At 42.9% G+C, this 13,695-nt stretch carries 13 protein-coding genes; 7 read left to right on the top strand and 6 right to left on the bottom strand.

All coding sequences use genetic code 11. The annotated features are described in order from the left end of the window. Positions 1-4: 4 nt before the first annotated feature. Positions 5-484 (bottom strand): DUF4494 domain-containing protein, encoded by a 480-nt coding sequence (locus BLW31_RS20255; RefSeq protein WP_008762440.1) that lies wholly within the window; start codon positions 482-484, stop codon positions 5-7. 83 nt (positions 485-567) lie between these two features. After that, positions 568-1,131 carry an HdeD family acid-resistance protein gene (locus tag BLW31_RS20250; protein WP_010538562.1) on the bottom strand — a complete coding sequence of 188 codons (564 nt, stop codon included), beginning with the start codon at positions 1,129-1,131 and terminating at the stop codon, positions 568-570. A 136-nt stretch (positions 1,132-1,267) separates the two neighbouring features. Here BLW31_RS20250 and tpx point away from each other — a divergent pair, with 136 nt between their 5' ends. Both tpx and BLW31_RS20240 read left to right on the top strand, forming a co-directional pair. Then, entirely contained in the window at positions 1,268-1,771 is a 504-nt protein-coding gene (gene tpx / locus BLW31_RS20245) for a thiol peroxidase (RefSeq protein WP_010538561.1), read from the top strand. 119 nt (positions 1,772-1,890) lie between these two features. Then, entirely contained in the window at positions 1,891-2,775 is an 885-nt protein-coding gene (locus BLW31_RS20240) for a DUF3078 domain-containing protein (protein ID WP_010538560.1), read from the top strand. 88 nt (positions 2,776-2,863) lie between these two features. Here BLW31_RS20240 and BLW31_RS20235 read toward each other — a convergent pair whose 3' ends face one another. From BLW31_RS20235 to BLW31_RS20220, 4 genes are all read right to left on the bottom strand, one after another. Then, positions 2,864-3,502 (bottom strand): DedA family protein, encoded by a 639-nt coding sequence (locus BLW31_RS20235; protein ID WP_010538559.1) that lies wholly within the window; start codon positions 3,500-3,502, stop codon positions 2,864-2,866. Positions 3,503-3,532: 30 nt separating this feature from the next. Further along, on the bottom strand, positions 3,533-4,969 hold the full coding sequence (locus BLW31_RS20230) for a tetratricopeptide repeat protein (RefSeq protein ID WP_010538558.1): 1,437 nt from the start codon (positions 4,967-4,969) through the stop codon (positions 3,533-3,535). Between the two features lie 197 nt (positions 4,970-5,166). Then, entirely contained in the window at positions 5,167-6,906 is a 1,740-nt protein-coding gene (locus BLW31_RS20225) for a glutamine--tRNA ligase/YqeY domain fusion protein (RefSeq protein WP_010538557.1), read from the bottom strand. A gap of 51 nt (positions 6,907-6,957) precedes the next feature. After that, complete coding sequence (locus tag BLW31_RS20220; protein WP_010538556.1) at positions 6,958-7,770, bottom strand: PstS family phosphate ABC transporter substrate-binding protein; 813 nt, start codon at positions 7,768-7,770, stop codon at positions 6,958-6,960. 176 nt (positions 7,771-7,946) lie between these two features. On the opposite strand from BLW31_RS20220, the gene pstC reads away from it, so the two are divergent. The 5 genes from pstC (at position 7,947) to BLW31_RS23870 (ending at position 13,687) form a co-directional block, all read left to right on the top strand. After that, a complete protein-coding gene (gene pstC, locus BLW31_RS20215) occupies positions 7,947-9,143 on the top strand; it encodes a phosphate ABC transporter permease subunit PstC (protein ID WP_010538555.1) in 1,197 nt (398 codons plus the stop codon). A 1-nt stretch (position 9,144) separates the two neighbouring features. Then, positions 9,145-10,020, top strand: coding sequence for a phosphate ABC transporter permease PstA (gene pstA, locus BLW31_RS20210; RefSeq protein ID WP_010538554.1), 876 nt, complete (start codon positions 9,145-9,147; stop codon positions 10,018-10,020). Positions 10,021-10,027: 7 nt separating this feature from the next. Further along, positions 10,028-10,786: a phosphate ABC transporter ATP-binding protein PstB gene (gene pstB, locus BLW31_RS20205; RefSeq protein WP_010538553.1), complete on the top strand. Its 759-nt coding sequence runs from the start codon at positions 10,028-10,030 to the stop codon at positions 10,784-10,786. Positions 10,787-10,843: 57 nt separating this feature from the next. After that, positions 10,844-11,533, top strand: coding sequence for a phosphate signaling complex protein PhoU (phoU, locus tag BLW31_RS20200; RefSeq protein ID WP_010538552.1), 690 nt, complete (start codon positions 10,844-10,846; stop codon positions 11,531-11,533). A 450-nt stretch (positions 11,534-11,983) separates the two neighbouring features. Beyond that, positions 11,984-13,687, top strand: a complete 1,704-nt coding sequence (locus BLW31_RS23870) for a tyrosine-type recombinase/integrase (RefSeq protein ID WP_010538551.1) — start codon at positions 11,984-11,986, stop codon at positions 13,685-13,687. Positions 13,688-13,695 lie beyond the last annotated feature (8 nt).

Raw genomic sequence — 13,695 nt, 5'->3', positions numbered from 1 at the left:
TTACTTATGCTTTTGACGGATCAAATTCCGGTTTGTCATTCGGTCCGGCGCTATAAGGATATACATCCATCAGCGGAGTTTCTGATACCATACCGATTTGATAGTCAGCCATTGTTCCTTTCATGCCCTCGTCCAGTTTCTTCACTGCGTCGCGCAAGTCGGCAGCCTGAACCAGCACTTGGGTAGAAGTCTTTTTCTCGGCGCCGCTTTTCTCGTCAAGGGTGATAAAGATCAGTTTGCACTTAAACCAGCGGTCAGCGCTTTCTTCATCGCTGGGGAAAAGTTCGCTATAGTTGGCACGTTTGATGTCCGATACTGTAAATTCTCCTGTGATAAATGGAGTCATCTCCTCGATAATACGTGCTTCTGCTTCTGTAAAGCTGAGTGCATCTACCAGATAAGGTTCCGTTACTTTCTTCTGCATTCCGTTTTCCATTGTTTTCTCGTAACGGATTTTGCACTCAAACCAAGTATGCATTGCCATAATTTTTCTTCTTTTTTAGTTTATTGATTCGTGTAAATTGCCTACAAAGATAAACAAAATACGAAGTAACTGCCGAAAGATTTTTATTTTCTTTTATGCAGATTTCTCAATTCGAACGAAAGCATGACGCGGAAAAGTCCGATGATGAAGAAAGTAAAGGAGATCATGTAGACTACGTATAATGCGCCTACTGCCGGTTGCCACAATATGATCAGGGCGCAGATAATGGCAAGGATGCCGAAAGCCATGTACCAGCCCCAGTCGCGAGTGCCGTAACGTTTGAGGTCGATGGAGTAGCCGGTGGAGGAGAAGCCCCGGAACATAAGCCAGAAGGCGATGATAAACGGAATGACTTCCATGCTGACCATCGGATAGGCGATCAGGTAAATACCTAAAATAAGGTCGATGATTCCTCCCACCAGATACCAGCCCCAACTGGGTACTCCCTTGCGGTTACTGAGAGAGAATATGATTTCGAGAATACCACTTATCAGCATCGATATGCTGAAAACGATGCTCAATGCGACATAGCTACTGAGGGGTGAGAACATAAGCCAAAGGGCGACAATGATATACACAATTCCTAATAAAAGAGAAGTCCACCAGTTTTTTACTGAGTGCTGGATCTCGTTGAATACAGTTTCCATACGTTTTAAATTTTAAATGAATATTCTGTGAATTTGTGGAGGAATAACAAATTGATTTTAGAAAAGGTTTTCGTGTGAACATATTCCGGGGATAAGTTGTTTTTATTATAAAGTAATTTTAAAATGTAAATGCAATATGGCAACAACAAATTTCAAAGGACAACCGGTGAAACTGATCGGTGAATTTATACAAGTAGGTAAAGTCGCTCCTGACTTTGAGTTAGTAAAAACTGATTTGTCTTCTTTCTCTCTGAAAGACCTGAACGGCAAAAATGTAATTCTAAATATTTTTCCAAGTCTGGATACGAGCGTTTGTGCAACATCGGTACGCAAATTTAATAAAATGGGAGCAGGCCTCAAAGATACGGTCGTACTGGCTATTTCCAAAGACCTTCCTTTTGCTCATGCACGCTTTTGCACGACTGAAGGCATTGAGAACGTAATTCCATTGTCTGACTTCCGCTTCTCTGACTTCGACGAGAGCTACGGACTGCGTATGGCAGACGGACCGCTGGCAGGATTACTGGCACGTGCAGTAGTCGTGATCGGTAAAGACGGCAAGGTAGCTTATACGGAACTTGTTCCGGAGATTACTCAGGAACCGGACTATGACAAAGCATTAGCGGCAGTTAAAGAATAAGTATTAAGTAATAAGTATTAAGTATTATTCCATGCGGTTGGTACCAATAGTACAATAAGCGGCTTCGATTAATACTTAATACTTATTACCTAATTACTTTTTTCCTAAACCTCAACCACATGGACAAAATTCGATTTTTCTTCATCGCCCTGTTAGGCATGGGCGCTGCCCACTTGTCGGCTCAAACCGCCGATAGTACAAAAACTTCTCCCTGGACAACGGAAGGTTTTGCCGGACTCAAACTGACGCAAGTAAGCCTGACCAACTGGTCTGCCGGAGGTGATAACTCCGTCGCTTTTGACTTGCAAGGTACTTATCAAGCTAATTATAAAAAAGGAAAGCATATATGGAATAACCGCCTTGAACTGGCTTATGGATTGAATAAGACAGGGGAGGACGGCATGAGAAAAGCCAATGATAAAATATATTTGAATACCAACTATGGTTATTCTATCGCCAAAAACTGGTATGCGAGTGCATTTGCCACTTTTCAGACGCAATTCTCACCCGGATATGACTATTCTGTCAATAAGGATGTCGCTATCTCCGAATTTATGTCGCCGGGCTATTTGACCACCGGTCTGGGATTTACGTATGATCCGGGAAAGATTTTCACGGTTGTATTGTCTCCTGCTTCCTGGCGCGGAACCTTTGTTCTGAATGACCGTTTGTCTGACGAAGGTGCCTTTGGAGTAGATCCCGGCAAGCATCTGTTGTCGAGCTTCGGTGCCAACCTGAAAGGGGAGGTGAAATATGAATTCTTGAAGAATATGACTGTATACTCCCGTCTGGACCTGTATTCTGATTATTTGCATAAACCTCAGAATATCGATGTCAACTGGGAAATACAGATAAATATGGCAATTAATAAATGGTTTTCCACCACACTGACCACTAATATGGTATATGACGATGATATCAAGATCGTTCAAAAAGACGGCAGTAAGGGATCTCGCCTGCAATTCAAAGAGGTGTTAGGCGTGGGAGTGCAATTTAATTTCTAATTTAGGTATTAAGTATTAGGTATTAAGCCATGCGGATAAGCTCATAAACAGCAGCTTCGGTTAATACTTAATACCTAATACTTAATACTTATTTTTTCTTCATTCCTTTATAGACCAGGAAGCCTACGATGAATATTCCGATGGCGATGAAGCAATAGCCGATTTCGTGGCTGTATTCTGTAACTTTGGCGATCAGTTGTTCTTCGCTTTCGATGCCGGGCACTGTTGACAGGTAATAACCGATAACAGCCAGGATGGTGTTCCATAATCCGGCTCCTATGGTAGTGTACAGCAGGAAGGTGTGCATTTTCATGCGGGCAAGTCCTGCCGGTATGGAAATTAGCTGACGTACTGCCGGAATCAATCGACCGATGAATGTGGAGAGTGCGCCATGCTTGTCGAAATACGATTCGGCATGCTGTACTTTTGCTTCGTCAATCAGACACATATGGCCGATACGGCTGTTGGCAAACTTATAAATGATGGGGCGTCCCAGCCATTTTGCCAGATAATAGTTGATTAATGCTCCGATATCTGCACCGATGGTGGCAAACAAGACTACCAGATAAATATTAAGCTCGTCATTGACAGCTGCCTTGTAAGCCGCCGGCGGGATGATCACTTCCGACGGGAAGGGGATGAAGGAGCTTTCTATAGTCATTAATAAAGTGATTGTCCAATAATTCAGGTGTTCCAGACACCACTGGATAAAAGCTACTGATTCCATATGTTTTTGGGCTAAAGTTTATTAATATGATTAGTTGTTTCCTTTCTCTTTCTTCATGCGTTCCCATACTTCTCTCAGCATCTGTTCTCCTTCTTCCGTTTGGTTGGGGCGGGATAACAGGTCCAGAATGATATCTTCGCTGATGGGATGCTCACTTTCATTGTTGTACTTGAAGAAGTCGTCTATTTCATTATGCATCAGGCTGAGGACACTCAGTTTCTCTGCGATGTCCGCATAGTTGGGATCAATCCGGTATGCCTCCTGAAAACAGAGCTTGGCCTGATATAAGTACTCTGCGTCCGAATAGGCCGAGGCTACCATATACCACATTTCCGCACTTGGTTCCATTGTCAGTGCTTTATCAAAAGATTTGACCGCTTTTTTCTTTTGATTTTCCTGTATGTAGAGTTTGCCTTCTGCCAGATAGATGGCAGGATCATCCGGTTGGATGGCTATGGCTTTTTTGCATAGCTGATGCGCTTCCTCGTACTTGCCCAGTCGGGAGGCGGCTACGGCTTTATTGGTATAAGTATCTATCAATAAGGGAGAATTGCCGAGACCCTCTTCTATAAAGCGGTCGATGACACGTTGGTAGTAATCGTCGGCTTCTTTCCATGCTTCTTTGTTGGAATATGTAAGCCCCAGAAACATATAACCCATTTCGGGAGGAAGAGCTTTGTACTTTATTGCCTTTTTATAATCTTCAATGGCGGCATCTGAATTGTTCAGGTAGAAATAGCTATGTCCGCGATAGGCGTAAGCTTCTCCACATTTGTCGTCGGCAGCCAGTGCAAAGTCGCAGGCTTCGATTGCTTTTTCACAGTCTTCGGCTGCAAAGCGGCATTTGGCAAGCCCTACCCAGTAGCTGGCGTTGTAGGGGTCGATGTCGATCAGTTGATTGTAGAAAGTTGATGCGGCTTCGAGCTGGTTGGTACCTGTGAGGTAGTCCGCCATAACCGCCATGAAATCTTCTTTTTTGCCATGACGGGGAGCACCCTTGTCCAGCCATTCTTTGGCGGCTTCGGGGTATCCCATATCCATATAAAGATAGACGATGTTGATGATCGTTTCCAGTTCATCAGCATCTTCTATAGTATCCAGTACATTTCGGGCGTTTTCCAGTTGTCCTTCGTTCAGCATAAGTTCCGCTTTCAGCATTTTCACATCTGTATCATATTCGTCTGTAATACTTTCCACCACTTTTTTTGCCAGAGGAATTTTGCCGGTATCCAGATAAAGATAAGCTTGCTCTACCAGTAGATCTGTACTGTCGGGATGCAGGTGGAGGCCGTAAGTTATGACTTCTTGCGCTTCGTTGAATTTACGTCCGGCGGCATATTGGTCAGCAATGTCGGCTAATTGGTCTCCGTCCAGATAGAGTTGCCGGTTTTCCGCTCTGGCCGTTTCATATTGAGCGATTAACTCGTTCAGTTCTTTATTTGCGGACGGTGAATTTTTTCTCCCCATTCTGATTTATTTTGATTTGAATAAGACAGTGCTAAAAGAGGTTTTAGGCACGGATTACACAAATTACACGGAACTGAAAGTTGATGTAACTTAGAACCGTGTTAATCCGTGTAATCCGTGCCTGAAAATATCAGTAAGCTATTTTTCGGCTTTTGGCACTGTGTCTTTTTGTTGTTACCAAGCCTGTGAAGGCTGAATTATTTATTGATTTTACCCCAGGTATCTTTTAATCCTACCGTACGGTTGAATACAAGTTTCTCCGGAGTCGAGTCTTTGTCTATATTGAAATAGCCGATGCGTTGGAATTGCAGGTATGAGAGTACAGGCAAGGTTGCCGCAAACTTCTCGATATAGCAATTCGGAAGAACTTTCAGAGAATCCGGATTGATGATTTCCTTCATTGCTTCCAGAGCTTCGCATTTCTTTGCTTCGCGGATAGCAGCCAGTTCATCGCGTGGGTTTTCTACTTTCCACAGACGGTCGTAGAGGCGCACTTCTGCTTGCAGGCAGTGGTTGCAGCTTACCCAGTGGAGCGTACCTTTCACTTTACGGTTGGCATCCGGCATACCGCTGCGGGTATTTGCATCATATTCGCAATATACTTCTGTGATCACACCGTTTTCATCCTTCTTGCATCCGGTACATTTCACGATGTAAGCGTTTTTGAGGCGTACTTCCTGTCCCGGAGTCATGCGGAAATATTTCTTGGGCGCGTCTTCCATGAAGTCTTCGCGTTCCATCCATAATTCGCGGCTGAACTCAATCATATGGCTTCCGGCTTCCGGATCTTCCGGATTGTTGATGGCTTCCAGTTGTTCTACTTGTCCTTCCGGATAGTTGGTGATGATGAGTTTCACCGGGTTGATGACAGCGGATATACGGGTAGCACGGCTGTTCAGATCGTCGCGGACAGAGCTTTCCAGCAATGCGATATCGTTCAGTGCGTCGTAAGTGGTGTAACCGATCTTATCGATAAATTTATGGATAGACTCCGGAGAGTAACCACGACGGCGAAAACCGCAGATAGTCGGCATACGGGGGTCGTCCCATCCGTTCACCAGTCCTTCTTTTACCAGCGTCAGCAGGTTACGTTTGCTCATCAGCGTGTAGCTCAGGTTCAGTTTGTTGAACTCAGTCTGACGGGGACGGTTGTCGTTCAGGTCCTTGCCTTCTTTCAGCCAGTCGATGAAGAGGTCGTAGAGCGGACGGTGCACCACAAACTCAAGTGTACACAGAGAGTGAGTTACTCCTTCAAAGAAGTCACTCTGTCCGTGGGCGAAGTCATACATCGGATAAGCCTTCCAGGTAGTGCCTGTACGGTGGTGCGGATGTTTTACGACACGATAGATGATCGGGTCGCGGAAGTGCATGTTAGGATTGGCCATGTCGATTTTGGCACGGAGTACCATAGCACCTTCTTCTATTTCACCGCTGTTCATCTTCTTGAAAAGTTCCAGACTTTCTTCGATAGGGCGGTCGCGGTAAGGGCTGTTCACACCTGCCTGGGTGGGAGTACCTTTTTGTTGGGCAATCTGTTCGGCAGTTTGCTCGTCAATATATGCTTTTCCTTCCTCGATGAGGCGGATGGCGAAGTCCCATAATTGCTGGAAATAGTCGGAAGCGTAGTATTCGTTTCCCCATTGGTAGCCCAGCCATTGAATATCTTCTTTGATGGCTTCTACATATTCCACATCCTCTTTGGTCGGATTTGTGTCGTCGAAACGAAGGTTACATACGCCGCCATGCTTGGCAGCGATGCCGAAGTCAAGGCAAATAGCTTTGGCATGACCGATGTGAAGGTATCCGTTCGGTTCGGGCGGGAAGCGGGTCTGCACTTTTCCACCATTTTTACCTTCCTTCAAATCCTTCTCTACTGCCTGTTCAATAAAGTTCAGGCTTTTCTTATCGCCTGTGTCTTCGTTTTTAATATCTGTCATAACGTTAAAATGTTAACTCTATTTATAGGCTACAAAAGTAGGACATTTTTTTTATTTTACTGGAATATAACCGCTCTTTTTTATAATCTCCTGCCCTTCGGGTGAAAGAATGAAGTCAATCAGAGGAGCTACCTGTTCTTTATTCTTCACATTATAGTAGTAATAAAGGGGGCGGACGATGGGATAAGTTTTGTTCGTTGCGTTCTCCACCGTCGGAGCGGCATAGTGGCTTCCGTCATATGATACGGAAAGCGTCTTGGTGCGCGGAGATACATAAGCCAGGCCGACATATCCGATAGCTCCTTTCGTCTGGCTGACGGATTGGATGATGGCACCTGTGGCGGGCATGGAAAGGCTGCCTGCCATATAATTTTTATTTTTCAGCACGTTTTCCTTGAAGAACTCATAAGTACCCGAAGAAGTTTCGCGGGAGTAGACTACTATTTTGCGGTCGTCGCCGCCTACCTGTTTCCAGTTGGTGATTTTTCCCCGGAAGATGTCTTCCAGTTGCTGGCGGGTGAGCTGTTTCACCGGATTGGAAGGATGCACCACTACGGCAAGGGCATCGTAGGCTACGATGACTTCGTCCACCTCTTGTCCGGCTTCCTTGGTTTTCATCTTTTCGCTGAATTTGATTGGACGGGAAGCCATGGCGATATCCGTCGTATTGTCCATCAGTGCAGAGATACCGACACCGGTTCCTCCGCCGGTGACTGTGACCCGTGCATCCGGCTGCAGATTCATAAATCGCTCTGCTGTTTGTTGGGCAACAGGCAATACAGTGTCGCTGCCTTTGATGCGCTGTGCGTTGGCGCTGAGAGACAGAAGGGAAAGGGCGATTAATAAATTTCTTCTCACTTTCATAATTATTCTTTTTATTGTTGGTGCAAATAAAACAATCACATATTACATTTTTGTTTCAGATAAGCGGGAAATAGTGTTTGTAACACAAATGTAACAGCATTGAAATACTTCCTTCAAACATTAGTCACACCTCCTTAATAAGGAGTCGCTTTCTTTGCATCAGAAAACCAATAGGTATGAAGAAGATTTTTGAGAAGATAATAGAAGGAATTTTGACTTGTAGCGGTTTCGTAACAAGTATTACTATCCTGCTGATCGTACTTTTCCTGTTTACAGAGGCTTTCGGGCTGTTCAATAGTAAAGTGATTGAAGAAGGGTATGTGTTGGCTTTGAACAAAAGTAATCGGGTAAATACGCTGAGTCCTGCTCAGATAAAGGATGTTTTCGACGAAGAGATAACAAACTGGAAAGAACTCGGTGGGGAGGATCTCCCTATCCGGGTTTTTCGTTTGGAAGACATCACGGAGTATTATACAGAGGAAGAACTCGGACCCGCTTATGAGTATGCCGGTGAAAGAATCATGCAACTGGTGGAGAAGACGCCCGGCATTGTAGCTTTTGTCCCGCAGAAATTTATAGTGCAGCCTGATGCGGTGCATTTTATCAAGGATAATACCATTTCGGTAAAAGATGTTTTTGCAGGTGCCGAGTGGTTCCCGACAGCTACTCCTGCTCCATTATTCGGATTTCTGCCGTTGATTGCGGGCACCTTGTGGGTAAGTCTGTTCGCTATCCTCTTTGCACTTCCGTTCGGACTTTCGGTATCTATCTATATGTCTGAGGTTGCTAATCCGAAGGTGCGCAACTGGCTGAAACCGATCATTGAACTGTTGAGTGGTATTCCTTCGGTGGTTTACGGTTTTTTCGGTTTGATTGTCGTTGTCCCGCTGATTCAGAAATTCTTTGATCTGCCGGTAGGGGAGAGTGGTTTGGCAGGAAGTATCATTCTGGCTATCATGGCGCTGCCTACTATTATAACAGTGACCGAAGATGCCATGCGGAACTGTCCGCGTTCGATGCGGGAAGCGAGTCTGGCTTTGGGAGCTTCGCAGTGGCAGACTATATATAAGGTAGTGATTCCCTATTCGATCTCCGGAATTACTTCCGGAGTAGTGCTGGGCATCGGGCGGGCTATCGGAGAGACGATGGCAGTGCTGATGGTGACGGGTAATGCTGCAGTGATACCGACAACGATTCTCGAACCGCTCCGGACCATTCCGGCAACGATTGCAGCGGAACTGGGAGAAGCTCCGGCAGGCGGACCGCATTACGAAGCGTTGTTCCTGTTGGGCGTCGTACTGTTCTTTATTACATTAATCATCAACTTTAGCGTGGAGTATATCTCTTCTAGAGGAATAAAACGTAGCAAGTAACATGGAAATACGAAGTAATAATAAAGCGAAACACCGTTCTCAGAAACTGGCTTTCGGAATTTTCCGGTTGTTGAGTCTCTGTATTGTGCTGATTTTGTTTGCGATCCTCGGTTTCATTATATATAAAGGTGCGGGGGCTGTCAGTTGGGAGTTTATCACGTCCGCTCCTACGGATGGGATGACCGGCGGAGGCATCTGGCCGGCTATCGTCGGTACCTTCTATCTGATGGCAGGCAGTGCGCTTTTCGCTTTCCCGGTGGGAGTGATGAGTGGCATCTACATGAATGAATATGCACCGAAAGGGAAGCTGGTACGCTTTATCCGGGTGATGACGAATAACCTGAGCGGAATTCCTTCTATCGTTTTCGGTCTGTTCGGTATGGCTCTGTTTGTCAATTACATGGGATTCGGTGACAGTATTCTGGCTGGTTCTTTGACATTAGGTTTACTTTGCGTACCTTTGGTTATCCGTACTACGGAGGAGGCGTTGAAAGCAATTCCCGACAGCATGCGTGAAGGAAGCCGGGCATTGGGAGCTACCAGGTTGCAGACGATCTGGCATGTGATTCTTCCGATGGGGATGCCGAACATCATTACAGGATTAATTCTGGCTTTGGGACGTGTTTCGGGTGAGACGGCACCGATTCTGTTTACTTGTGCCGCTTACTTCCTGCCGCAATTACCTGCAAGCATTCTGGATCAGTGTATGGCATTGCCGTATCACCTGTATGTGATTTCTACCAGCGGAACGGATATGGAAGCACAGTTACCGTTGGCTTATGGTACCGCTTTGGTGCTGATAGTGATTATCCTTCTGGTTAATCTGCTGGCAAATGCATTGAGAAAATATTTTGAGAAAAGAGTAAAAACGAATTGATTAGTATATGGATACAGTAAAAATAGATACACGCGATGTCAACTTCTGGTATGGTGACTTTCATGCCTTGAAGGGGATCAGCATGCAGATTGAAGAAAAGTCTGTAGTTGCCTTTATCGGACCGTCGGGATGTGGTAAATCGACTTTCCTCCGTCTTTTCAACCGGATGAACGACTTGATTCCTGCTACTCGCTTGGAAGGGGAGATCCGGATTGACGGACATAATATTTATGCCAAAGGAGTGGAAGTGGATGAACTTCGAAAGAATGTGGGAATGGTTTTTCAGCGTCCTAATCCTTTCCCGAAAAGTATATTCGAGAATGTAGCTTATGGGCTCCGTGTCAATGGGGTGAAAGATAATGCTTTCATTCGTCAGCGGGTAGAGGAGACACTGAAAGGGGCTGCGCTTTGGGATGAGGTCAAAGATAAGTTGAAGGAATCTGCCTATGCTTTGTCCGGTGGACAGCAGCAGCGTCTTTGCATTGCCCGTGCAATGGCGGTATCTCCTTCGGTATTGCTGATGGACGAACCAGCTTCCGCACTCGATCCTATTTCTACGGCTAAAGTAGAGGAATTGATTCATGAACTGAAGAAGGATTATACCATTGTAATCGTGACGCATAATATGCAGCAGGCCGCCCGTGTCAGCGACAAAACGGCTTTCTTTTATCTGGGAGAGATGGTGGAATATGATGATACGAAGAAGATATTCACCAATCCGGAAAAAGAGGCTACTCAGAATTATATAACCGGTCGTTTCGGTTAAGTATTGCCGGAGTGTTTGCAGAAAACAGAATATTAATCATTTATATATAAAGAGACTATGGTAAAGTTTATAGAATCGGAGCTTATTCTATTGAAGAAAGAAGTGGATGAAATGTGGACATTGGTGTACAATCAGCTTGACCGTGCGGGGGAGGCCGTGATGACGCTTGATAAAGAACTGGCACAGCAAGTGATGGTGCGCGAACGTCGGGTGAATGCCTTTGAACTGAAGATAGACAGTGATATAGAGGATATCATCGCATTGTACAATCCGGTAGCGATTGACCTCCGTTTTGTACTGGCAATGCTGAAAATCAATACGAATCTGGAACGTCTGGGAGACTTTGCAGAAGGTATAGCCCGTTTCGTTATCCGCTGCAAGGAACCGGTGCTGGATGCCGATTTGCTGGCCCGTCTGCGCCTGGGAGAGATGCAGGCAGAGGTTTTATCGATGCTGGAACTGGCGAAACGTGCCTTGAACGAAGAAAATATTGAGATGGCGACTGCGGTATTTGGTAAAGACAACCTGTTGGATGACATTAATGCGGAAGCAACGGGTATTCTGGCAGATTATATCCGTGAACATCCGGAAACGGCTCATACTTGTGTAGACTTGGTTGGCGTGTTCCGGAAATTGGAACGTTCAGGTGACCACATTACCAACATTGCAGAGGAAATAGTATTCTTTATTGATGCAAAAGTCTTAAAACATAGCGGAAAAGTAGACGAAAACTATCCAAAATCGTAATTTTTTGCATGTTTTTAAACAAAAATTAGGGCTACTTAGAAAATAGTCCTATATTTGTCACCTGTAACGGACAAGTTACGGGCGTTTTTACTGCAAATGATAATAAATCCAAAGATATTTCAAAAAGATGTTATATGACATGTTTTATAATTTGGAGAATAACAGTAAAAGCGACTATATTTGCACCGTTATCCTGAAAACAATCTTTTTACCTTAAAAAAAAACTAATACCTATTGAAAACTGAAAAATGGAGCTTTGTGAAAAGCCCCATTTTTTATATCCTTACATTTTTGGCGCTTTAAAATATTGATTATCAGTGGTGTATAAAATTTTGGCTTTGAAAAAGGTACACACGTAAATAACTTTAAGTACCAATTTTAAGTACCATTTTTAGAACCATTTAGAGTTGTGAAAATGTAAGTGCTTGATAATCAGTCGGGATAAAAAAGATGGAAAAACAGCTTTTTGTAAAATTAAGCCTGAACTTCAATTTAAGAAGTGTCAAGGACAAGTCTGTAATGGCAATAATTTATGCAGTTGTAAATTTCAAGGGTCAACAATTTAAGGTGAATACCAATATGAAAGTCTATAAACTTAATTGGGATTACAGGAATCAGAAGGCTAAAGTAGAGCCTTATTTGACTAAACAAGAAAATTTGAATAATAGTATCGCCAACAAAAAAATCATTGAAATTAGGGAGAAATTTGAGGAATTGAAGTTATCTTTGTCTAATAAGTCAATTGACAACATTACACTAGAGTATATAAAACAAAGTTTATTCAGTACAAAAGCAAAATATACTATGACTAATAAGATAGAAGAAGCTGTGACTGTTCAAAAGGAAAAAACGATAAAGAGAAAACCTTCAACTAAAGAGGTGGATGGCGATACTCCAGCCAGTTTAATTTTCACCAAAGTTATTGTCGAGCATTATAAGGCTAGTCAAGGTACGACTCAAAAGGCTAGTACTATTAAAGAGTTCTGTGAATTTTTGAAAAAAAATGGTGGTGATAGGTTATCTAGCGTTAGCAAGGTCAATCTCTCAAAATATGAAATGACACTAAAAGATAAAAAATGGAAAACTATAAAAACGAAGATTGGGCACATTATGTCTGTCATTAGAAAGGCACGTGAATTTGACTTGTTTCCTAAAAATATTAATGAAGGGATTGAGGATTATAAGCTAAGAACGAAGAAAATTCTCGATGATGATGCAACATCACGTTTTGCGTTAACTGATGGTGAACTTCAATTATTAATGCAGTGTGACGATAAATTGAACAAAAGAGAAATAGAAATAAGAGATTTGTTCATTCTTCAAGCAGAAATGGGACAGCGAGTTTCAAAATTGATAGATATTGTTAGAAATCAAAATTATACGATTGAAGATGATTTTATTAATTGTGCGAAGACAGAGAAAGGCAGCAAGGCAGTTAGCATACATTTGAATGAGAGAATTAAATCATTAATAGATAAATATAAAGACACAGAGTTTACTTTATTTAAAAATAAGCAGAAGCATTCAAATAAAGAAGAAGTTAGAGATATTACAATCGAAAATTATATAACAAGAGAAATTAAAACAATTGCAGAAAAAGCGGGATTGACGAGAACGCATAATTATCAAGTTCAGACAGGCGATACGTTAGAGGAACGTAGTGATAGAATATGTGACATTATAGTCAGCCATACTGCACGTCATACTTTTATTACCAATAGGCTTGAAGAAGGATGGAAGGCGGAAATGATACAACTTGTTACAGGACAATCAAAAGAAATTATAGAAAAAAATTATAATCATATTAGAAAAGAAGTAGTAAAAGATAAAATTAGAAAGTTTGCGAAAGACAAAGTAGAAAATGAAACTAAAGAACTAACTATTGAACAATCTATTAGAGAAGCTAAAGCTGTGCTAACGTTTTTCAATGTTCCAGCATATAAATTTGTCGATTGCGTTGATATTTCTAAATTATGGAGAATGGTGGGACAACTTCAAGGACAGATGCTTGCAGCAGGATATAAATTAGAAGATGTAAAGCGTTTATATAATGCTCCAAAGGAATTATCACAAAAAGTTAAAATGCTGCACGATACATTTTTGATGATAACAAATAAAGATTTGAATGAAGTGTTAGATGTGGATACTATTTGATTAGTATG

Origin of the sequence: Bacteroides faecis MAJ27, from assembly GCF_900106755.1 — a bacterium.
GTDB classification, from domain to species: Bacteria; Bacteroidota; Bacteroidia; order Bacteroidales; family Bacteroidaceae; genus Bacteroides; species Bacteroides faecis.
Note: the sequence above shows the minus strand (reverse complement) of the source record. Positions and strands in the feature narration are given on the sequence as shown.